Below are 24,798 nucleotides of genomic sequence, written 5' to 3' on the forward strand. Positions count from 1 at the left end.
TGTTAAGTCAATTTCTCCTCAAGCATGTCAAAAATGTCGTCCATTTCATCCATTTCAAGGTCAGCCGCAGAGAAGTCACTTGGCGTAAATTCCCGTTCGTGCTGCGCTAAGCAATGAGTGATGATGGATTGGATTTTTTCCTTCAACAATGCCATGAACTGCTGTATCGTCTGTTCTTCATATTCACTTGCACAATAGGAACAAGACAAAATGAATCGATTGTGTTGAACAAGACCACTAAGGTTCAGCTTATAAACAGCTTCGGAATCAGGGCTTGCTTGTCGTCCCATATCATAAGTCGACGGCCTAAAGAGTTCTGTCGTCACTTCCTGATCAATCTGACCAAGATAGTTCAAGCTGATTTCAGGATGTACGTGCTGTCCTGACAGTTCAGTGGCTGTCATGTATTTTAAAATCCCGTAGCCAATTCCTTTATTTGGCACACGGCGCAGCATTTCTTTTGTTCCTTTAATAGCATCAGCTATGGTCTGATCCGGCTTCGCTTCAAGAACAACTGGATACATGCTCGTAAACCAGCCAATCGTGCGAGAGACATCCAGCCCTGATAAAATATCCTCTCTTCCATGACCTTCAAGCTGCACATGTACATGGGACTCACCTGTCCACTCTTGAACAGCAAGGCCGAGAGCACATAAAAGAATATCGTTCATTTCCGTTGTATACGGCAGATGAATATCGGTTAAAAGATGCTCAGTTTCTGTTTCTGTCAGCTGCATTTGAACCGTTTTGGTTTCGGCAACTTTTCTTTTCGTCACTTCATGATCAACAGGTAATGTGGTTAATGGTTTGCTTTCAATCTCTGCCCAATACTCCTGCTGACTTTTTAAAGGCTGTGACTGTGCATAACGTTCAATGGCCTCTGCCCATTCTTTAAAGGAATGAGTTTTCAGCGGCAGGACAAGCGTTTGCCCCTGAGCTGCCTGCTGATATAGAGACATAAAGTCCTCTAGTAAAATCCGGCATGAGACACCGTCAATGACTAAATGGTGTGTCACGATGAGTAAATGATCGCCATCTTCTGCATGGAAACAAATCACTTTCATTAGCGGACCTGTTTCGATATTCAGCTGACGCTGATACTCATTGGCATATGTGGAAATAGCCTTTTTCACGTCGTGCTCTTTTGAGACATCATGAGAAATAATCTCCATCGGTTCCGCGAGCTCCCGCTGGTTGTATTGCAGGATGCCGCCATGTTCCTGCTTGTATACCATACGCAGTGCATCATGATGTGAAAGCAGTTTTTGCATGACTTGTTCTGTAATGGAAAGGTCAAATCCATTTGGCGCATGAAGCATCATCGAGAGATTCCAATGGTGCTGATCGCTGAATGCTCGTTCAAAGAACCAGCGCTGAATTGGTGTTAAAATGACTTCTCCTTCAACAGGTGATTGGTCAGCTGTGAGAAGATCGGCTTCCTCGATATATGGGCGCAGCTCCGCAATTGTTGGGTACTGGAATAGAAGTTTCATATCGAGCTTCCAGCCCGCTTGCGTGAGTTTGCTTGCCATTTGGATTCCTTTAATCGAATCTCCGCCAAGGAAGAAGAAGTGATCGTGGATACCGACTTGGCTGACGCCAAGGACTTCTTCCCAAATGCCGCAAAGCAGTGTTTCCACTTCATCTCTTGGTGCTTCGTATACCGTTTGGTTCGCTTCGATATCAGGAGCTGGCAATGCTTTCAGATCGACCTTTCCATTTGCCGTCATTGGAAATTGGTTTAGTTTTACGATCCATGATGGCACCATGTATTCTGGTAACGTGCGTTTTAGGCTTTCTTTTAAGTCCTCTGTATCTGTATCGTTCTTCGTGATCACGTAAGCGGCAAGCGCGTCCTGATCACTTGCATCTTTGACCGTGGTCACGACAGCTTCTTTGACCGAATCCAGCGTCAGGAGCTGGGCTTCAATTTCTGACAGCTCAATACGGAAGCCGCGGATGTTGACCTGATGGTCTATTCTGCCGAGATAGATCAGCTCACCATCGTCTGTCCATTTCACTAAATCGCCTGTGCGGTACATGCGCTCGCTTGGATAAAATGGATCTGGGACAAATCGTTTGTCGGTTTCTTCTGGAAGATTCCAGTAGCCTCTCGCCAGTCCTTTTCCTGAAATGACGAGCTCGCCCGGTACGCCTGGCGGCGACAGGTCATATAACGAACCCATGATGTAGAAACGAGTATTGGCAATCGCTGTTCCAATCGGAAGCGTGCCTCGATCTGGATCGATCATCCCGCTAGTCGCTACAACTGTATTTTCAGTCGGACCGTAGTTATTGACGAGTTTGTATGGAGCAGGCTTCACTTGTTTCAACTTGTCTCCGCCTGTCAGTAAGTAGCGCAGAGAATGGTTGTCCATTGACATAAACTGCTCGCATAACTGAGTTGGCAGGAAGGCAATGGTGATGTCTTCTTTATTGAAATACGCATTGAGCTTGATCATATCGAGACGAATCGCTTCGTCGATGATGTGCAGCTCTGCGCCGGCGATCCACGTCGGGAACATTTCCCAAATGGAAGCATCAAAGCCAAAGCCGGCATATTTCGCAGTTCGATCGTCTTTCGTCACTTGGAAGGCATCATTGTGCCAAAATGCAAGATTCACAAGGGACTGGTGCTCGACCATGACACCCTTCGGCTGCCCCGTCGTCCCAGACGTGTAAATCATATAGGCAAGATCATTTGGTTTGATATGAACCTGAATCTCGCGGGCTTCTCCCTCTACCGCATCTTCTATGAACAGGACATGACCTGTGAATGAAGATGGCGCAGTGAGTCCTTTTTGCATCAGAAGTACTTCTGCCCCGCAGTCTTCCAGCATGTACGCAATACGCTGCGCCGGATAATCTGGATCAATCGGAACGAATGCCGCACCTGCCTTGAGAACGCCAAGGACAGCAGCTGTCATGTCAAGGGATGGGCGGGTAAGAATACCGACGCGGTCTCCTGATTTTGTGCCGCTTGCGATGAGTCTTGAAGCGACTACATTGGCCCGGCTGTTTAGCTCTTCATACGTCCAGCTTGTTCCGCAGAAGGTCGCTGCTTTTTGGTGCGGTGCTTCTTGTGCCTTCGCCTCAATCAGGGCGTGAACGGTTTGATCTGACGGAACGTCAAGGTCTGGCCCTGACCATTCATTGATCAGCTCTCGTTTTTCCTCTTCAGTTATGAGAGACAGCGCTGAAATCGGCTGATTCAGCTTAGCCAGCATATCGTCTATGATTTTTTCAATATATCGGCTCCAGCGCTGAATGGTGCTCTTTTTAAACAGGGCCGCTGCATACTCAAAGCGCAAACCTACTTGGTCCTTTTCTTCAAATACACCGAGCGTTATATCAAATTTTGCATGAACGGTATCTTGCTGCTTTTGCGACAGCTTGAGTCCATTCAAATCCGGTAACGTCAGGTCACGGTCATCTGTTGTCAGCATGACACTAAACAACGGATTGCGGCTCGTGTCTTTCGGAAGATCTAACTGAGCCACCAATTCCTCAAACGGGAATTCTTGATGTTCATAGGCTGATAGGCTGCGATCTTTCATTTTTTCAAGCAGCTGTGCTGTCGTTTCTTCTGGCTGCACTTCGTTTCGAAGAGCCAGCGTATTGACAAACATGCCTGGAACCCGTTCGATTGAAGCATGCGTACGTCCTGCCGTTACAGCGCCTATGACGATATCTGTCTGCCCAGTTAATTTCGAAAGGAAAATGGCAAATGCCGTTTGCATCACCATGTTCAAGCTCACACCTTTTTCCGCCATGAGCGTTTTGATGGATTGCACCTTTTCAGCAGACAACCATCTATCGACTCGCCCTCCTTCAAATGACTGAACTTGAGGACGCGGAAAATCAAGGGGCAATGCTAAGTCTTCCGGCGGCTGTGCATATTGCTCCAGCCAATACTGCCGCTGTTTTTCAAGCAGCGCCTGCTGCTTTTCTTCCTGCTGCCATACTGCAAAATCCTTGTAATGCAGCTGAACTGGCGGTAACGTCTTTTTCTCATACAGCTCTGCGAGTTCTTGAATAAGCAGGATGCGTGTGACACCATCTGCAATGATATGGTGCATATCCATCATGAATACATATTTCTCATCAGAAAGCTTCGCCACTTTTGCCCTCATTAATGGTACTTGATGTAATGAGAATGGTGTAATGAATGACTCGACGACAGACTGCTCCTGACCGCCCTCTATTTCAACAACCTCTAATGTAAACGGTACTTGGCGATAGACTTTTTGAACGGGTACGCCGTCAATTTCGACAAAGGCTGTCCGCAATGATTCATGTCTGTCGATCAAGGCTTGAAGCGCTGCTTCCAGCTGCTTCACATCAAGGCTGCCTTCCATCATTAAAACGGCTGGCATATGATAAGTGACTGCTTCTGGATGCAGCTGCTGCAGTACATACATCCGCTTTTGAGCAGAAGAGACGGGATAGAAATCTTGCTTTTCCGCCGGCTGAATGGATGTCACCACCGAAGAATCCGCTTCTTCCAAGTAGGCTGCCATTGCCCGAATAGTTGGTTTTTCAAAAAGGACTTTGAGCGGCACATGCTTGTTCAGCTTCGCCTGCACCTTCGAAATGAGCACCATGCCCTTGAGGGAATGACCTCCCAATTCAAAGAAGTGGTCAAGAACCCCCATTTGTTCAACTCCAAGAACTTCTGACCAAATGTCACACAGTGCCCGCTCAAGTTCCGTTTCTGGTGCCACATGCGCCGCATGGTTCATATGCACCTCATGCGGAAGCGGCAGAGACTTCGCATCCACCTTTCCGTTTTGGGTAAGTGGAATGTGATCGACTTTCACAAAGTACGTAGGAATCATATAATCCGGCAGTGTCTCCGCAAGATTTTCTCTAAACGTCAGTGTTCCAATGTGTTCAGGCGCTGTGTAATAGAGTGCAAGCTCCGGTAAACGGGACAGGTGCAGGACTTTCACATAGACTTCTTGAATAGATGCCAGAGCACGTGCTGCATGCTCAATTTCCTGTTTCTCAATGCGATAACCGCGGATTTTCACTTGGTCATCGACTCTTCCAAGAAACTCAATATCTCCATTTGCATGCTGTCTGACCAAATCCCCTGTGCGATACATTCTCTCTTGAGGATCATATGGATTTTCAAGAAAACGTTCCGCTGTTAATTCAGGCTGATTCAAATATCCTCTCGACACGCCTTCTCCAGATATATAAAGCTCTCCCAGCGCGCCATACGGGACAAGCCGCTGCTGCTGATTGCATACGAGCGCTCTTGTGTGAGCAATTGGCTGCCCGATCAAAGATCGTTCCTTCAAAGCGTCCAGCTCTTGCGGTGTGATCAGCTTGGTCACTGTACCAATGGTTGTCTCAGTCGGACCGTAATGGTTCATTACTGCCACGCATGGATGCTGCATCATAAATGTCTCAACATCCTCAGGGATCATCGGTTCTCCTCCAAGGACCACCAGGCGTAAAGCGTTAAACGAATGTTCCTTAGAATCTGCCATCATATGAAATAGAGATGGTGTCATTTTGATATAAGTCAGCTCTTGTTCATCAATCATCCGCATCAGACGTACAGGGTCTGTATACACGTCTTCATGAGGAACATAGAGTGTCCCCCCTGCTTTTAAAACAGGGAAAATGCTTGTGTAACCAAGATCATATGCATAAGAAGAAAGCAGTGCCGTCCGATCACATTCTTGCAATGTCACCTCATTTGTCAGCCAGTTGACATAGTGTGATAGATTACGATGCGTGAGCTGTACACCCTTCGGCTGCCCTGTGGTACCAGATGTGTAAATGACATAAGCGAGCTGATCAACCGATACTTCCGGCAGTTCTAGTGAGTGGCTTTGATGCACTGCTTGTTCAACCTGCACCACTTGAATCAACTTGTGATTCTGATAGGAATCTGCAAGAGACTCATTTGTCACGATGACTTGTGCATCTGAATCCTCTAATGTGTAGCGGATTCGTTCAGCCGGAAAAGCTGGATCAATCGGGACAAACGTTCCTCCTGCTTTCATCACACCGAGCATGGAGACGATGACATAGACAGAGCGGTCAAGGATCAGTGCCACAGTTTGTTCTTTCTCGACGCCTCGTTTTTTAAGTTCACAGCTAAGTGCATATGACATATCCTCAAGCTCGCGGTAGGTGAGTTTTCTTTGATCATCCATAACGGCGATAGCATCCGGTGTTTCCTTAGCCTGACGTGAAAATTGAACATGGAATGGCTCATGACGATTCGTTTGCCCTTCGGCTTTTTTCTCCAGACGCTCTATTTGTTCTTGCTGATCCAGTATATGGAGCAAGCCGATCTGTTCCTCCGGATGACGAACTGCCTCACGAATAATCGCCAGGAGATGAGTTCCGAACCGGCGGACGGTCTCTTCTTTAAATAATGCCGCTGCATAGTCAAAGCTCAGCTTTAATGCTCCCTCGCGTTCAAATGCTTCTAGAGATAGATCAAATTTGACCGAGTAATGCTGAATGGCATAAGGCGAAATGTGCAGATCGCCGAGCTTCAGCGCCGGAACCTCCATGTTCTGCATGTTAAATGAGACGCTAAAAAGCGGACTCCGAGTTGTATCACGGTCTAATGGAAGATGTGCAATTAACTCTTCGAGTGGATAGCTTTGATGTGCAAAAGCGTCAACACTTGTTTCTTTTATTTCTTCAAGCAGCTGTAAAAATGTTTTGCTTTGTTCTGGTTTTCCGCGCATCGCAATGGTGTTGATAAACATCCCCGGCATGTCCTGAATATCAGGGTGTGTCCGTCCAGCAACAGGCGAACCCACAATGATATCTTCCTGCCCGCTATAGGAGGCAAGCAGCACTTGAAAGGCGGATAACAAGAACATATACATGGTCGTATCGGTTTTCTGAAGCAGCTCATGAATCCGCTGAGTCGTTGCTTGATCACAGCCAAACATGAATCGTTCTCCAGAAAAATCACGTTCTGCTGGACGCGGATAATCAGTTGGCAGCTCTAAAACCGGTAAATCTCCTTCGAATTGCTTCAGCCAATACGCTTCATGTTCCTTCTGTTTCTCCGTTTCTTCTTCACTTAGCTGCCAGACAGCGTAATCTTTATAATGAATGGCTCGTTCAGCAAGAGCTTCTCCATCATAAGCCTTCGCCAAATCTTGAATGAACGTCTTCATCGAGCTGCCATCTGTAATGAGATGATGTGCTTCCAAGACGAGAAGGTGACGGTTCTCACTGACTTTCAGCAGCTGAGCTCGCAAAAGGGGTGCCGCTGTTAAATCAAATGGCGATTGACGTTCAGTAAGAAATGCCTCCGCCTCTTCTTCCTTGATGTCATGAACAGGAAGGTCAAACGCAGTCCATTCATGCACCCTTTGGACAATGTCTTCTCCGTTCATATGAAAACTCGTTCTTAAGATTTCATGCGTTTGGATTAACTGATTAAATGCTGATTTGAGCCGCTGATATTCGAGTGTTCCCTCAAGCGTTAAGACGATCGGAATATGATAATTCGTGCTGTCAGGTTCAAGTGTCTGCAAAATGTATAAACGGCGCTGAGCTGGTGATACCGGATATTCTTCCGCCTGCTCTGCTGGTAAAATAGGATGTCCGGTTTCTTCTTGACCATCCTGATCGATGTAAGCCGCTAATGAACGAATCGTCGGCTTCTCGAAAATCACTTGAATCGGCACTTCCTTTTGAAGCACTTCTTGAACCTTCGCAGACATCATCATCGCTTTGAGCGAGTGCCCGCCAGCCATAAAGAAATGCTCGTCTACCCCAACCGTTTTCCCAAGAAGCTCCTCCCAAATGTCAGCGAGTGCCTTTTCTGTCTCAGTCTCAGGCAGAATGATTTTGATTTCCTCGCGATGCACTTCGTCAGGCTTAGGTAAAGCTTTTCGATCTACCTTCCCGTTCGATGTCAGCGCAAAGGTATCCAGCTTCATCACATGGTGCGGCACCATATAAGCTGGCAGTTTTTGATTAAATACATCTCGCATCTCTTCTTCTGTGTGCGTCCCTGTAAAGTATGCGATGATTTCCTTTTCATCTAAAGAAAGCTGCTGAACAAGTACAACTGCTTCATCTATGCCCGCTTCTTGGTGAAGCACTGATTCAATTTCACCAAGCTCAATACGGAAACCACGAATTTTCACCTGTTCATCGGCACGGCCGAGGAATTCAATCTGACCATCCGCACCATATCTAGCCAAGTCCCCTGTTCGATACATCCGTCCTGACAGCTTAAAAGGATCTGCCATGAATACTTGATCAGTCAAATCTGGACGTTTGATATACCCTCTTGAAACACCATCTCCGCCCACATAAAGCTCTCCTGGCGCTCCTATTGGCTGAAGTCTTTGATAGTCATCTAAAATATAAGCTGACGAGTGATTGATTGGCTGACCAATTGGGATCGGACCCGTTTCATCTCCTCTTACTTCGTAAAAGGTCGAGATGGTTGTATTTTCTGTTGGGCCGTAGACATTCAGTAAGGTAAGTGCTGGATGATGCTTTTTCACAAGCTCCGCACTTTTCACATTGATCACATCACCACCCGTGAATAATGTTTTTAACCCTTTAAACATTTGAGGCCGCTGCTGAGCGAGCTGATTAAATAAACCAGTCGTTAAAAAGAGCGCTGTAATCTGATGTGTTTGGATAAATTGTTCAAATCGGTGAATATCCAATAAAGTATCACGGTCAACAGGATAAAGCGTCGCCCCATTCAGAAGTGTAGTGAAGATTTCAAGGGTAATCGCATCAAAGCTGACAGCTCCTGTATGCGCCATACGATCCGACGTGTTCAACCCTATTTTTTCCTGAGAACATGCTAACCTCACAATATGTTGATGCTCAATTTGAACTCCTTTTGGCCGTCCAGTTGAGCCCGATGTGAACATGATATATGCCAATTGAGATGGAGACGTCTCGACCGATAACTCCGCTTGTGAGTGATGAGACATGCCGGTCACATGAACAGCTTTGATACTTTCATCAACTGGCGGCTGGCTGTCAGCATAGAGCAAAATGGATACGCCGCTGTCTTCAAGCATCCAACGGATTCTCTCATCAGGCTGAACTGGATCAATCGGTACATAAGCAGCCCCTGCATGTAAAATAGCCAAAATGGAGATCACTGCATCTGCTGATCGGTTCATATACACCGCGACAGCATCCCCCGGCTGAACGCCGTTTTCAACAAGACTGCTGGCTAAACGACGGATTTCCTGTCCAAGCTCTTCGTATGTGAATGTTCGCTCGCCTTCGACTAATGCCGGATGGTCAGGATGCGCCTTGATACGTTCATTGAGCAGCTCAGGAATGGACAGGTGCTTCGGATAATCTCGCTCCGTTTGGTTCCACGCTTCAATCAGCTGCTTTTCTTCTTCTGTAATACATGTCACTTCATGAAGACGTACGTCAGGATTGTGAATGATTTGCTTCATGAGATTGGTCAGATGTTTTGATATGTTTTCAATGACCTTTTCTTCAAAAGCCATCGCATTGTATTTGAATTTCAATGTCCACGTTTCACCAGGATAGACAAGAACATTGAGATCGAAATTCGTTTGTTCAAATCCGTCCTTTACATCAATGGCAAAACCGAGACGTGCAGACATGGTGTCACCAGACAGCTCCTGATCTAAAGGATAGTTTTCAAACCCAACCAAATGATCAAAGAGCTTTCCTCCAGCAGCTGTTTTCTGCTGAATGTCATAAAGCGGCATAAAATCATAGTTTTCGGCTTCCAGTGCATGCTGCTGAACCTTTTGAAACAGCTGTTTAAAGGTCTGCTCCTGATCCAATGTCACCCGAACAGGTATCGTATTGATAAACAGCCCTGCCATGCGCTCAATCCCAGACACACTTGGGGGTCTGCCTGATACGACTGTTCCGAATGTGACATCATCTGCTGCATGATAGGTGCCTAAAAGAACGGACCAGACAGCCTGAAAAAGGTTCGGTGCTGTCACTTGGCATTGTCTTGCCGCATCTTGAATGGCTTGTACCGTTTGAGCGTCCCATGTAAACGTCCATTCCTGATGGTCATATTGTCCGTTCGCTTCTTTTTGCTGCAGCAGCCCTTGGTGCTGTACAGCACCATCCAGCCGCTCCGTCCAATAGTCTTCCGCTTCTTGTTTGTTTTGCTTTCCAAGCCACTGGATATAGTCCGCATAAGGCTTACCTTGTGAGCGATCCGGCGTTCGGCCGTTCCGATAAGATTCATAGTAATGAAACAGTTTTTTCATCAACACACCCATGGACCAACCATCCATAATGATGTGATGGTTGCTCCAAATCAGATGCCAGTTTGTTTCATTTAGTTGAAAAACAGCGACTTTCAACAACAGATCATTCGTTAAGTGAAATCCTTGCTTTCTCACTTGCTTTTTATATTGATCCAATACCTTTTTCTGCTCTTGATGATTCAGATGAGATAGATCCTCTCTATACACATCTAAATGACGTTCAGCCAGTACAACCTGACGAGGCTTTTGTAATTGCTGATAGACAAAGGCTGTACGCAGAATGTCATATGTCCGTACGAGTTCATTGAGACTCTTTTCAAAAAGATCGAGATCAAAATCTCCGCTTATTCCAAGCTCAAGCTGTGTGAAATAAGAGGAGGAATTAGGGTCTAGCATGGCATGGTACAGCATGCCCTCTTGCATTGGTGTTAAAGGATATACCTTTTGAATTTTCTGCTTGCTCATAAGTCCACCTCTTCGTTTTGCTTAAAATAGGTCCATTAGCTTTTCAAGTTCATCCATGGTGAGATCCTCATCCCCCACATCACTAGGTGTGATCTGACTCTCATCCTGTGATCGACAATGTGAGATTAATGCCTTCACATTCTTTTCTAGGAGTTCCTTGAACTGTTCCATCGTACGTTCTTCGAATTCAAAGTGATGATAGGATATCGTCACATGGAGCATGGCTTGTTCTACGAAACCAACAATATCCAGCGCATGAGGTTTCTCGGATTCAGGGCTCAGCGATTGTCCCGCATGCCATGCAGAGCGTCTCAGTTCACCGCCGCCGATCTGTTCATCAAACTGACCAAGATAGTTAAAGCTGATATCTGGTGTGACTTGAAAATCGATATCGTCCTTCATCCTGTCAGGCGTTAAGTATTTTAAAACGCCATAGCCGATCCCCTTGTTCGGAATGTGCCTGAGTTCCTCTTTTAAATGCTTGATCTGATAAGAAAGATCGTCTGCATGCGACATATCCAGTAATACTGGATACATGCTAGTAAACCAGCCAATGGTCCGTGATACATTGACCGCAGGGAGAATATCCTCTCTCCCGTGCCCTTCAAGATGAATAAAGTATTTGTCTTCACCTGTCCACTCTTTCATGGACAACCCTAATGCCGTCAGCAAAATATCATTGATTTCCGTTTGGTAGGCTTCATGTACATCCGTCAGCAGACTGTGTGTTTCCTCCTCAGACAATGTAAAACGAACGGTCTCTGTATGAAGCATTCGTTGATCCTCCGTGACATGATCCTTTTGAAGCGGACGAACGGAATGCGCAAGTACCTTTTTCCAATAATCTCTTTCCGATAGCACCTCATCTGACACAGCGTATTCAGTCAACTTTTGTGCATATTCTTGGAAGGAGTGTGTTTTTTCAGGAAGGGTTAGAGTTTCCCCGCTCTTCGACTGTTCATAAAGAGCCATGAAATCTTCAAGGAAAATACGCCATGACACACCATCAATGACAAGGTGATGTACAGCGAGCAATAAATGATCCCCTTGGTCCGTTCGGAAAATGGCAGGTTTCACTAGTGGTCCCTCCGCTAGCGACATACTCGCCTGCACTTCATTTGCCAGCTTTTCTACCTGCTGGATCTGCTGCGACAGCTCTCCTTTTACTTCCACCACATCAATTGCCACATTGTTTTCCTCGATGCCTCGATGACGCTGGATGACGCGCCCTTCTTCGAGCGGATACACCATTCGCAATGCATCATGATGAATCATGAGCTGCTCTAGCACTTGCTGAACGATTTGTTCATCCAAACCATTTGGTGCTTGGAGCATAACCGATTGGTTCCAATGGTGCTGATTCGTAAAGTTTCGTTCAAAAAACCAACGCTGAATCGGTGTTAAAATGACTTCTCCTTCGACAGGTGATTGGTCAGCTGTGAGAAGATCGGCTTCCTCGATATATGGGCGCAGCTCCGCAATTGTTGGGTACTGGAATAGAAGTTTCATATCGAGCTTCCAGCCCGCTTGCGTGAGTTTGCTTGCCATTTGGATGCCTTTAATCGAATCTCCGCCAAGGAAGAAGAAGTGATCGTGGATACCGACTTGGCTGACGCCAAGGACTTCTTCCCAAATGCCGCAAAGCAGTGTTTCCACTTCATCTCTTGGTGCTTCGTATACCGTTTGGTTCGCTTCGATATCAGGAGCTGGCAATGCTTTCAGATCGACCTTTCCATTTGCCGTCATTGGAAATTGGTTTAGTTTTACGATCCATGATGGCACCATGTATTCTGGTAACGTGCGTTTTAGGCTTTCTTTTAAGTCCTCTGTATCGGTCTCCGTAATCACGTAAGCGGCAAGGGCGTCCTGATCACTTGCATCTTTGACCGTGGTCACGACAGCTTCTTTGACCGAATCCAGCGTCAGAAGCTGGGCTTCAATTTCTGACAGCTCAATACGGAAGCCGCGGATGTTGACCTGATGGTCTATTCTGCCGAGATAGATCAGCTCACCATCGTCTGTCCATTTCACTAAATCGCCTGTACGGTACATGCGCTCGCCTGGATAAAATGGATCTGGGACAAATCGTTTATCGGTTTCTTCTGGAAGATTCCAGTAGCCCCTCGCCAGTCCTTTTCCTGCAATGACGAGCTCACCCGGTACGCCTGGCGGCGACAGGTCATATAACGAACCCATGATGTAGAAACGTGTATTGGCAATCGCCGTTCCAATCGGAAGCGTGCCTTGTTCTGGATCGATCATCCCGCTTGTCGCTACAACTGTATTTTCAGTTGGACCGTAGTTATTGACGAGTTTGTATGGAACAGGCTTCACTTGTTTCAGCTTGTCTCCGCCTGTCAGTAAGTAGCGCAGAGAATGGTTGTCCATTGACATAAACTGCTCGCATAACTGCGTTGGCAGGAAGGCAATGGTGATGTCTTCTTTATTGAAATACGCATTGAGCTTGATCATATCGAGACGAATCGCTTCGTCGATGATGTGCAGCTCTGCGCCGGCGATCCACGTCGGGAACATCTCCCAAATGGAGGCATCAAAGCCAAAGCCGGCATATTTCGCAGTTCGATCGTCTTTCGTCACTTGGAACGCATCATTGTGCCAGAATGCAAGATTTACAAGGGACTGGTGCTCGACCATGACACCCTTCGGCTGCCCCGTCGTCCCAGAGGTATAAATCATGTAGGCAAGATCCGTTGGTTTGATATGAACCTGAATCTCGTGGGCTTCTCCCTCTACCGCATCTTCTATGAACAGGACATGACCTGTGAATGAAGATGGCGCAGTGAGTCCTTTTTGCATCAGAAGCACTTCTGCCCCGCAGTCTTCCAGCATGTACGCAATACGCTGCGCCGGATAATCTGGATCAATCGGAACGAATGCCGCACCTGCCTTGAGAACGCCAAGGACAGCAGCTGTCATATCAAGGGATGGACGGGTAAGAATACCGACGCGGTCTCCTGGTTTTGTGCCGCTTGCGATGAGTCTTGAAGCGACTACATTCGCCCGGCTGTTCAGCTCTTTATACGTCCAGTCCCTTCCGCAGAAGGTTGCCGCTTTTTGGTGCGGTGCTTCATGTGCCTTAGACTCAATTAGCGCATGAACAGTTTGATCTGACGGAACGTCTAGGACAGGCCCTGACCATTCAATCAGCAGTTTTTGCTGCTGCTGCGGTGACAATAATTGCATTTGATCTAACAATTGATCTGGAGCTGACACCATTTGTTCCAGCAAATGAAGGAAATATTCTTTCCACTTTTCAATTGACGTCTTTTGAAAGATAGAACAATTAAAATCAAACACGAGCTCAATTTGATCTGCGGATTCGTTTCCAGTTAAGGTCAAATCAAATTTGGCGATATTCTCCTCGAATGGCTGTGGAACAACGTGAAGCCCATCCATAGATAAATCACGAATATCCGCATTCTCCATTGAGAAGACCACATCAAAAATTGGATGACGGCTTGTGTCTCGAACCGTTTGCACTTGATCTACCAATTCTTCAAATGGGTACAGCTGATGCTCGTTTGCCTCTAACACAAGCTGATGAACATTTGACGCAAATTCAGCAGCTGTCTGATGTCCTGCTGGTCTTGTTCTAAGTGCCAGCGTGTTCACAAACATGCCGATCACAGATTGAATATCAGGATGGGTTCTGCCCACAACCGGAGAACCAATGATGATATCCTCTTGTCTTGAAAGCTTGCTTAAAAGAATACTGTAGCCAGCAAGCAGAACTGTATAGGTCGTACTGTTGAGCGCTCTAACGAGTTCGTCCAATTTCGCTTTAAGCGAACCTTCGATTGTAAATGAGACACGATCTCCTGCGAATGTTTGCACTTTTGGCCTTGGCAGATCTTCCGGCAGTGCCAGTACAGACAGATCCCCTTGTAATTGATCCAGCCAGAATGCCTCTTCAGCTGCTTTTTGCGCAGCAGATGCCTCACTTTTTGACCAAACTGCATAATCCTTATATTGAACAGGCAATTCCTCTAGTTTGTCTCCTCGATACAGGGCCGAAAGTTCCTCAATTAAAATGCCAACAGACGCACCATCTGAAATGATATGATGCATATCAATCAGTAAATAATGGACATTTACGGAGACGGAAACCAGCCCTATTCTGAGTAAAGGCGCTTTTTCTACATCAAATGGCCTGATAAAGTCATTCATTAATTCCTGTATGTCTCGGCCGTTCTGTTCAATTTTTTCAATGTCTATAGAGACATTTGTTTCAATCCGTTGAACAGGTTCATTCTGAACAAAATCAAAGCTTGTTCGGAAAGCTTCATGACGTTGGACTAGCTGATCAATTGCCTTTTCAAATCGTTTTTCATCAAAGACGCCTTCTAGCTTTAAGGCAGCCGGCATATGGTAGCTTTGCTCCGCCTCAGTCATTTTCTCCAAAACAAACAGTCTTTTCTGAGCAGATGTCACTGGATAATAGGCCGCCTCTTTGGCGATTTCTACTCGCTTGATCTCCGTTTGATCCGCTTGATCCACCACAAGGGCGAACGCCTCTAATGTTGGGGATTCAAATAAGGACTTCAAAGTGAGCTCCACCTGCATCTCTTCATACAGCCTGTTCAGCATTTTCATGCCGCGCAGCGAATGGCCCCCGCATTCAAAGAAATGATCATGCCTGCCGATTCGCGGTACTTCAAGAACTTCCTCCCAAATGTTCGCCAGCAGACGCTCTGTTTCTGTTTGAAGAGAGGTGTATTCATTTCCCCCCTGCTCACTGAGATCAGGCGCCGGCAGCGCCCGCCTATCGACCTTGCCGTTATTCGTCAAAGGAAGCTCGTCTAATTGCATGAAAAATGCCGGCATCATATACACAGGCAGTTCACGTCCTGCTTGCTCACGTAAATCAGTTAACGAGACAGATCCTTCTGCTGTGAAATACGCACATAACGTGTCATTCGGAGCTGCAATGACGACAGCTTCCTTCACCTGAGGATGCCGCAGCAGCTGGTGTTCAATTTCTCCAAGCTCGATACGCTGTCCGCGAATCTTCACTTGATGATCGATCCGTCCAATGAATTCAATATCTCCATTTGACAGCCAGCGTGCAAGATCGCCCGTTTTATACATGGTTTCTTCAGGGCGGAAAGGATTTTTGACAAACTTTTCGTTTGTTAGTTCTGGCTGCTTATAATATCCTTTCACCAGTCCATCACCAGCGACACATAGCTCTCCCGCCACGCCCGGCGGCTGAACATGTCCAAACTCATCTACAATATAAACAGCCGTTTGACTCACTGGCTTTCCGATTGGGATAGATAACGCCTGCTTCTCAATGTGATTCACAGGATAATAGGTGGTGAAAATTGTGCTCTCAGAAGGTCCGTACATATGAACAAGCCTGTCTTCCCCAACTGTCTCAAGTGCAGTCACTACATGAGGCACAGAAGCACGTTCTCCGCCAAACAGCACTTTTCTTACGTTTTTCAGGCTGTCTTTTTTCATATCGATGAGTAAGTGAAAAAGAGCTGTCGTGATCATTAAAATACTGACTTTTTCCTTCTCAATCGCTCCAGAGAGCTCATTCATGTTTAAGATTTGGTCCTTTGGCAGAACAATGAGTTTCGCTCCGTTTAATAAAGCACCGAACACATCAAACATAAAGGCATCAAATACATAGTTTGAAATGCTCATCACCGTGTCCTCATGATGAACCGTGAGATAATTCGATTGCTTCACCGTTCTCAAAATGTTCCGGTGTGTCACCATATTTCCTTTAGGCTTACCGGTTGTACCTGATGTATAGGTCAAATTCGCCAAGTCCTCAGGGAAAATATGAGCATCTATAGGGCTGTCTGACTGCTGAACAATCGCTTGATCTTCTGTTTCTATGATGGTTCCCTCAAATGCAGTGAGCACTGAGCGATGGCGCAGCACTTGATGTGTCAGTAAAAATTGTGCACCGCTGTCTGTTAAAAAGTGCTTCACGCGCTCATCTGGGAAATCGGGGTCAATTGGTACATAGACACCGCCCGCCTTAAGCACAGCCAAAACAGAGAGCACCATGTCATTAGACCGTTCAAAGAATAAGGCCGCTTTCATCCCTTTTTCAAAACCATTTTCACTCAAATAATGAGCCAGCTGATTCACTCGGTCATTCAGCTCTTGATAAGAAAGAACCACATCTTCACATTGCAATGCAGGCTGATCTCCATGCTGCTGCACCTGTTTTTCAAACTGCGTCACAATGGTTTCTTCTGCTGGATAAGGCGAAGGTAACGGATTCCACCTATTTAGCTGAGCTTCTGCTTCTTGTTCAGACAGTAATCGATAGGAATGGATAGCTTCCTGCGGTGTTTGAACCATCTGTTCCAGCAGATACACATAATGCTTAAGCATCTGCTCTGCTGTACTTCGCTTAAATAGAGCCGTACTGTAATCAAGTACAAAGGATAAACCTTGATCTGACTCCATGGCTTGCAGTGTTAAATCAAATTTCGCAATATGGAAATTGGTTTCTTCAACCTCGACCAGCATGTCTCCAATATGCTGGGCTGCTCCATGATCCGGCGTCAGTGTAAAGACGGTATCAAACAATGGATGACGGCTAAAATCTCTTGGCACATTCAGCTTTTCAAGCAGCCGTTCAAATGGATATTGCTGATGCTCAAATGCCTGCATTGTCTTTTTCTTTACTTGCTCAATCAACTGAGACATGGTTCCATTCGGATCTACCTCCGACCGCAAAGCAAGTGTCTGGACAAACATACCGATCATGTCATTCAAATCTGTATGCACACGCCCTGCCGCCGGTGTTCCGACTACAAATTCCTTTTGACCCGTATATTTCGCAAGCAATGTATAGTAGGCAGAAAGCAGCACCGTATACAGTGTCGTGTGGTGATTCGCTGCAAGCTGCTGTAATTGATTCTTTAACGTTTCATCTATTTCTTTGATGACACGATCACCTGCGAAAGACTGGACAGCTGGACGCTGATAATCGGTCAGCAGCTGTAAAGCCGGAATATCGCCCGAAAATTCTTGCAGCCAGAATGCCTCTTCTTTTTGAAAGCCTTGGTGCTGTTGCCAAACAGCATAATCTTGGTATTGAAGCTTCAATGGTGCTCTGACCGATCCCTCGTAAGCATCTGACAACTCACGCAGCATTAAATCGATCGAAAGACCATCTGAAATCAGATGATGCATATCGAAAAAGAGCAAATGCTCCTGATCATGCAATGACTGCAAACCAATTCGTAGAAGTGGTGCACACTCAAGATCAAAAGGTCTGACAAATTGCTGCATGTTTTCTTCTATCGTACCGCCTGTCAGCTGTTCTATTTGAAAGGACACTGATGAAGCGATCCGCTGACGAGGAACACCTTTTATCGTATGAAAAGAAGTACGCAGCATATCATGTCGTGAAATCAGCCTTTCAAAGGCTTCAGTCAGCTTCTCAAGCTGCAGAGTTCCTTTTAACCTCACAACAGCAGGCATATGATATGCAGTGCTTTGTTCCAGTTGACTCACCATATAGACGCGCTGCTGTGGAGGTGACAATGGATAATGATCTGCAGCCGGCGCTTTTGGTATCACCGTTTCAGAAGACCTATCCGCTTGCTCAATATAAGCAGCCAAAGCAGCAATCGTTTGCTGTTCAAATAAAACCGACAGCGGCACTTCTACTTGAAAGTCTCGCTGAACCTGTGTAAGTACAGTCATCGCTTTGAGCGAATGCCCGCCTCGATCGAAGAAAGAATCATATACACCGATCTTCTCTTGATCAAGAATGTCTTCCCACAAATGAACAAGCTTCGTTTCTATATCGTTTCTAGGTGCCGTATAAATGGCATGAACCGCTCTATCACCTTTTAACGCAGCAAGTGCACGACGGTCGACTTTGCCGCTGACTGTGAGTGGAAAAGCATCGAGCTCTTTGAAATAAAGAGGCATCATGTAGGCTGGAAGCTGATGTTTGATAGCCGCTTGCAGCATGTCAACAGACACACCTTCTTGACGAGCTTGATAGTAAGCACTTAACGCCTTTTCTCCATCCGCTTCATCAACCACTAGCACGACAGCCTTATCAACTCCATCTACCTGCTCCATCACCGCTTCAATCTCGCCTGTTTCTATGCGATAACCCCTTATTTTCACTTGATCATCCATTCTGCCAAGATAATCAATCGTGCCATCTGGAAGCCACCTGACTAGATCGCCCGTTCGATACATCCGCTCATGCGGAGAAAACGGGTCTGCCGTGAATACCTTCTCTGTCAATTCAGGCTGATTCACATAGCCTCGCCCAACACCTATACCGGCAATGCAAAGCTCTCCTGCAGCCCCATGCACCTGTAATTGATCATGTTCATTTAAAATATAAATTCGATGATGACCAAGCGGTTTTCCAATCGAAACATAGCGCTGTTCAGTTAATACGCTCAGCTCACTGAGATCTAGACGATGAACCGCCGCATCCACACACGTCTCAGTTGGACCATACACATTCCACAGAGTAAAATGAGGCTGACTCATACGAACCGCTTCGATGAGTGAACGTGCTGCTTTCGCAGGAAGCGCTTCTCCCCCAATCAACATGTGCGTCAATGACAGCCCGTCCAAATCCGCAGCAAGTAAAAGCTGCACATGCGCCGGTGTTCCATCTGCCGCTTCAATTTGATGTTTTCTGTAATAAGCCGCTAGCTGCATCCCATTTCTCGTTGTTTCTCGCGGGATGATATGAAGCGTATGTCCAAATAAAAGGGCAGCAAAAATTTGTTTCACCGATGCATCGAAATGGAATGGGGCTAGAAGCGCCATTTGAAGCTCATTCGTCCCTTGATAAATCTCATGATGCAAAGCATGGACCAAATGATGAAGCTGAAGATGCTCAATCATGACACCCTTTGGCTTTCCAGTCGTACCCGATGTATAAATCATGTAGGCTAAATCCTCCAGCGCCGTCTGATCTACGAGCTCAGGCAGCTGTGCATCACCTAATAATATTTGCTGCTGCACGATCAATTTTTCCGAGAGGGCTGGGTACTCTTGAATGAACGATTCCTCTGTTAACACAAAAGAAGCACCTGAATCTTCCACAATAAATTGAATACGCTCCTCAGGTAATGCCGGATCAATTGGTACATATGCCCCGCCAGCCTTTAATATGCCGAAGACCGCCACCATGGCATCTGTCTTCCGATCCATCAATACAGCAACAGGCACATCACGTGAGATACCTTTCATTTGTAAAAACCGTGCCAGCTTTTCTGCCTGTCGATGCAGCTCTCCATAAGTAAATATTCCATTTTCCGCTACAACAGCAGCCCGATCTGCATACTTGTTTGCTGTCTCATCAAATATGTGATGAACCGGTTTTGCTGCTGGTCTTTCAAATGATTCTCCCTCAGATAATTGCAGCAGCTCCTTTTGTTCCCCTGCTGAAAGTAAAGGCAGTGTCCCAATCAGCTGATCAGGCTGAGAGACGGCCGCTTCTAGTAATATCAAGAATCGATCAAACATCTTACTCATTTCTTCTTCTGTGAATACATCTGTACGGTAATCCAAATCAATGGTCAATGTATCAGTATCCCAGCGGTCTTTCACATGTATTGAAATATCATTCATTCCGCTCCCGCTAAAAATCGGTTCAGTAATGAACGACAGGTTCTCTTTTTTCTGCCACTGCATGACCTGGTATTCTAAAGAAATGTCAAAAAGGCGTCCTGTAAACCCTTCTCTTTCCCGCAAATCATTCATGAGCAGATTGTAAGGGTACTTTTGGTGACGTAAGATCTTCATTTGATCCGCCATGACCTGTTTTACGAAATCAAGAAACGTTTGCGACCCTTGAACAGATGCACGCATTGGAATCGTGGATACAAACATTCCAATCATCTTTTTTTCTTTGGCATTCGTCCGGTTGCCCATAAAGGTTCCAAGAACGACATCTTCCATACCGCTAAACCGATGTAAGTAAATATAGACAGTGGACATAAACATTGAAAGCATGCTGACTTTCTGCTCTTCACAAAAGGCACGAAGCTTCTCCTTTAAAGAATCTGGAACATCCCCTGAAAATCGCTCCGCATGTAAACTCATCTCGTATCCCTTATGCGGTTTTAAAGATGCGAAGTCTGGAATATGAGCAAACTGCTCATTCCAAAAAGCTTGGTCTTTTTGAAAACGTTTAGAAGATTCATAGGTCTGCTCACTCATGATGTGATCAACGAAGGAAATTTCCTCAACTGGCGAGATGTCTACTCCTTGCAGCATGTCATGATATAAATCAATAATGCGATTTCCCATTAGAATGATGGAAATACCATCCGCCACAATATGATGTGCTTTACAGAACAGCCAGCATTCTTGATCACTGATTTGAAACACCGTAAATTCAATCAAGGGGCTGTCAATCAATGGCATCGGCTCACGAATTTGCTCGTTTGCCCAAGCCCTTACTTCCTCTTCACTCCAGCCCTTCTCCATACGAATCGGCTGTTTTTCATAAGTTTTGATATATTGAACGGGCTCCTCCTCTTCATCTCGATACACGAGCCTCAGCCGAAGAGAGTCAGTTTGTCGAAGGTATGCTTGAAGCACATCAACGACCAAAGAAGGCTCGAGACCTGATACTGATCTCAATCTGGCGAAACCACCCAAATTAGAAATACTTGTACCTGGATAAAATCTTTCCGTGTAGAATACTCGCTTTTGCGCATGTGTTAAGGGGTAATAAACTGTATTCATTCTCATCCTCCGCCTCTTCTATGTTTTCTCCACCAATTTCACCCTGCACCCTCTATATCAAAAGAACCAAGTCTATTTCATTAAAATAGACGGTTTAACAGAAAAGGAGCCCACCCCGAATAAAACGGAGGGACTCCCATTTTCATTCGGTAGCCTGCCGACCATAGCAAAAAAAGAATCATTTACCTTAGGACATGGCTTTGCGTCTCTATGTTTCCATAGATTTGCCTTTTTCTTCTTTTCTTCTAGATATTTTCTATTTACGTCCACTTTATATGAAAATATTGTTTTTTTCACCGAAAAATGGGTGTAAAGATTCATGCGTCATACCGAAGGGATCACCTGTTAATTGACGATATTTACCGAAAATAACTAATAATAGTTGCGTTCAACCGAAAATAATCGACTAAATACCGCAAAAATTTCATATTTTCCCTTAAATTTTGTAAATATGACCGAAAATGTAGGATAGAGGTCTCCTTTCGTCCCTCTCAAATTCTTAAATCTTAAGAACTACATTCCCTAAAAAAATGATTTTTTTACTGTAAAAACAACAAAAAAAAGAGCTGCCATTTCTAATGACAACTCCTTGTTTCTTCATTATATTTACATCACCTTAGACAGACCAATCGTTTTCTCAATAATGAGCAGCGCAATGATAGAAATGATAATAAATATGACAGATATCGCATTGACACTCGGATCAAAGGTCTGCTCAATGTAATTAAAGGTCCTGACGGGAATAGTGATGGTTTGAGGAGAAGAAACAAACAAACTGATCGATATTTCCCCAAATGACGTCACCGCTGAAAACACTCCGCCTGCAATGATTCCCGGCTTAATCAAAGGCAGTGTGACTCGAAAAAACGTACGAATGGGTCCTGCGCCAAGATTCATTGAAGCCAGCTCAAGCCGCGGATCTAAATTCGAAACACTTACGCCTACCGTTCGAACCACATAGGGAAAACCAATGATGACGTGACCAATAACGAGCGCCCACAAAGATCCTGTAAAGCCCATAGCCGTAAACAAGTAAAGCATAGCAATCCCTAATACCACCTGAGGAATCATGAGAGGTGACAGAATGAAAGCTTGGACAGCCTCCTTTCCCTTAAAGGAAAGCCTTGCTAAAGCATACGAAGCCATTGTCCCTAAAAGAACCGTGAGAGGCGTCACGATGAATAGCAGAATCACACTGATCCGAAGAGATTCCATCCATTCTGGATTTGACACGACCTCATGAAACCAACGAACAGAGAACGAAGTCGGTGGAAATTCAGGAAAAGCATTTGGACTAAAAGCAGATAGGACGATCACAAGAACAGGTATGGTTAAAAAAAGATAAACCAATGATCCAGCAGTCCAAATCAGGATGGAAAGCAAGCGGTCCCCTATTGACTTTTTACGCATGCATCCTCGCCTCCCAACGCTTCAATAAATAGCTTAATAGACTGACCACCACAAGCACACAAACCAATAATGTAAAGGACATAGCTGCAGCAAGAGGCAGATTATAAACCTGCATCACCTGCTGATAAATTGACAGCGGCAGCAGAGGCTGCATCCGTCCGCCGACTAACAGCGGGGTGATATAACTTCCTGCTGCCAGTGAGAAGACGATGATCGCGCCAGTCACCATGCCTGGAATGGTCAGTGGTAAGGTGACATGAAAAAAGGTTCGAATACGGCCAGCTCCAAGACTCATAGAAGCCGGTCTTAAGTGACGATCCATATCGGTTAAACTTGTTGCGATCGGCAGTACTGCAAATGGCAGCATGACTTGGACATAGGCTATAATGACCGCATTCATATTCCACAGCATCGAGAGCGGCTTCTCAACCACATGTAAATCTAGTAACATGCCATTAATCAGACCATTTTGCGAAAGAAGAACAATCCATGCAAACGTCCGAATCACAACACTTGTCAAAAGCGGCGATACAAGTAAGATATAGAAAAATGCCCGCAGACGCGGATTAGGTGCTTTGACGAGCAAGTATGCTGCGGGGTATGCCATCAATAAACAAATCACCGTTGTCTGCAAAGCCACCCACACAGTACTTCCAATCGCCTTTACATATGCATCTGTCGTGAACACATGAATATATTGAGAAAAACTATACGTTTGTAATGTATTCATCATCGAATCGACATCGCGAAAACTGAGAACGAGCATCATCACAAGCGGAGCTAGTAGAAATACAACAAGAAACAAACAGGCTGGCAGCAGCATAAACCAATGAAATCGTTGATTCTTTTTCTTGATTCGCATCACGTATGCACCTTCGAATCCAAGAAAACAATATCTTCAGGCTGCCAATGGATATGAACGATTTCTCCAACTTTAGGAAGCTCAGGAAATTCGGCATCAGAAGCATGGACAATGATTTCACCATTATCAAGCCCCACAACCAAACGTAATGAATGCCCGATATAACTCACATCTGACAGCACGCCTGATACATGGTTCGGCTTTACTTCCTCCCGTTCAGAAGAGATGCTGATTCTTTCAGGACGCAGCATAAGTAATTGCTTTTCCCTCTTCTCTTGATGTGCCGCAGCCTCCAGCTGAAGATGCTGACCGTTTGAATGGGTTACATGCGGAACCGTAAATGCAGCATCAGCTTCATTGTACACGGCCTCAAAGATGTTCACCTGTCCGATGAATTCAGCTACAAATCGATTGTTTGGCTGGCGGTACACCTCTAAAGGCGTCCCAATCTGCTGAATTCTTCCCTCTCCTAAAATTCCAACCCGATCAGAAAGGCTTAAGGCCTCCTCTTGATCATGTGTCACAAGAATGGTTGTAATCCCGACATTTCTTTGAATATTTCGAAGCTCTGTCTGCATGTTTTTTCTTAGTTTGGCATCTAAGTTGCTGAGCGGTTCATCAAGAAGGAGAACAGACGGCTGAATGGCCAGCGCTCTTGCAATCGCTACCCGCTGCTGCTGACCACCGCTTAATTGGTGGGGCATCCGTTTCGCAAATGCCTCTAATTGAACAAGAGACAAGCTTTCCATCACCTTCTCTTTGATTTCCGCCTTCTTTTTCTTTTGAACTTTTAGTCCGTACGCTACATTATCAAATACAGTCAGATGCGGAAAGAGTGCATAGCTTTGAAAGACCATACCTGTTTTTCTTTGGTAAGGCGGCAAAGCTGTCACATCCTGATCACCAATATAGACGACGCCTTTTGTTGGTTCTAAAAAACCGCCAATGATGTTTAATAACGTTGATTTTCCGCAACCGCTGGGACCAAGAAGGGAGAAAAACTCTCCCTCATTCACCGTAAGACTGACATCGTTGAGAGCAATCTGCTCACCGAAGTGCTGACTGATGTGTTCTAAATGAATTCCACTCATGCGA

General features: G+C 45.5%; 5 protein-coding genes and 1 riboswitch. All 5 genes read right to left on the bottom strand.

The window, feature by feature from the left end:
• Positions 1–2: 2 nt before the first annotated feature.
• The gene (locus tag JVX94_RS12625; protein WP_205183345.1) at positions 3–10,703 is read right to left on the bottom strand and encodes a non-ribosomal peptide synthetase; all 10,701 of its coding nucleotides are present in this window, start codon (positions 10,701–10,703) and stop codon (positions 3–5) included.
• Between the two features lie 21 nt (positions 10,704–10,724).
• Positions 10,725–21,431: a non-ribosomal peptide synthetase gene (locus JVX94_RS12630; RefSeq protein ID WP_205183348.1), complete on the bottom strand. Its 10,707-nt coding sequence runs from the start codon at positions 21,429–21,431 to the stop codon at positions 10,725–10,727.
• 145 nt (positions 21,432–21,576) lie between these two features.
• Positions 21,577–21,670, bottom strand: a riboswitch (cyclic di-GMP riboswitch).
• 367 nt (positions 21,671–22,037) lie between these two features.
• Positions 22,038–22,841: an ABC transporter permease gene (locus tag JVX94_RS12635; protein ID WP_024424298.1), complete on the bottom strand. Its 804-nt coding sequence runs from the start codon at positions 22,839–22,841 to the stop codon at positions 22,038–22,040.
• Positions 22,834–23,703, bottom strand: a complete 870-nt coding sequence (locus tag JVX94_RS12640; protein ID WP_095407706.1) for an ABC transporter permease — start codon at positions 23,701–23,703, stop codon at positions 22,834–22,836. Before JVX94_RS12640 ends, JVX94_RS12635 begins: the two co-directional genes overlap by 8 nt.
• The gene (locus JVX94_RS12645) at positions 23,703–24,794 is read right to left on the bottom strand and encodes an ABC transporter ATP-binding protein (protein WP_197197977.1); all 1,092 of its coding nucleotides are present in this window, start codon (positions 24,792–24,794) and stop codon (positions 23,703–23,705) included. The genes JVX94_RS12640 and JVX94_RS12645 overlap by 1 nt, the downstream gene beginning before the upstream one ends.
• Between the last annotated feature and the right edge of the window lie 4 nt (positions 24,795–24,798).

The organism is Bacillus sp. PDNC022, from assembly GCF_016919285.1.
Classification (GTDB): domain Bacteria; phylum Bacillota; class Bacilli; order Bacillales; family Bacillaceae; genus Bacillus; species Bacillus safensis.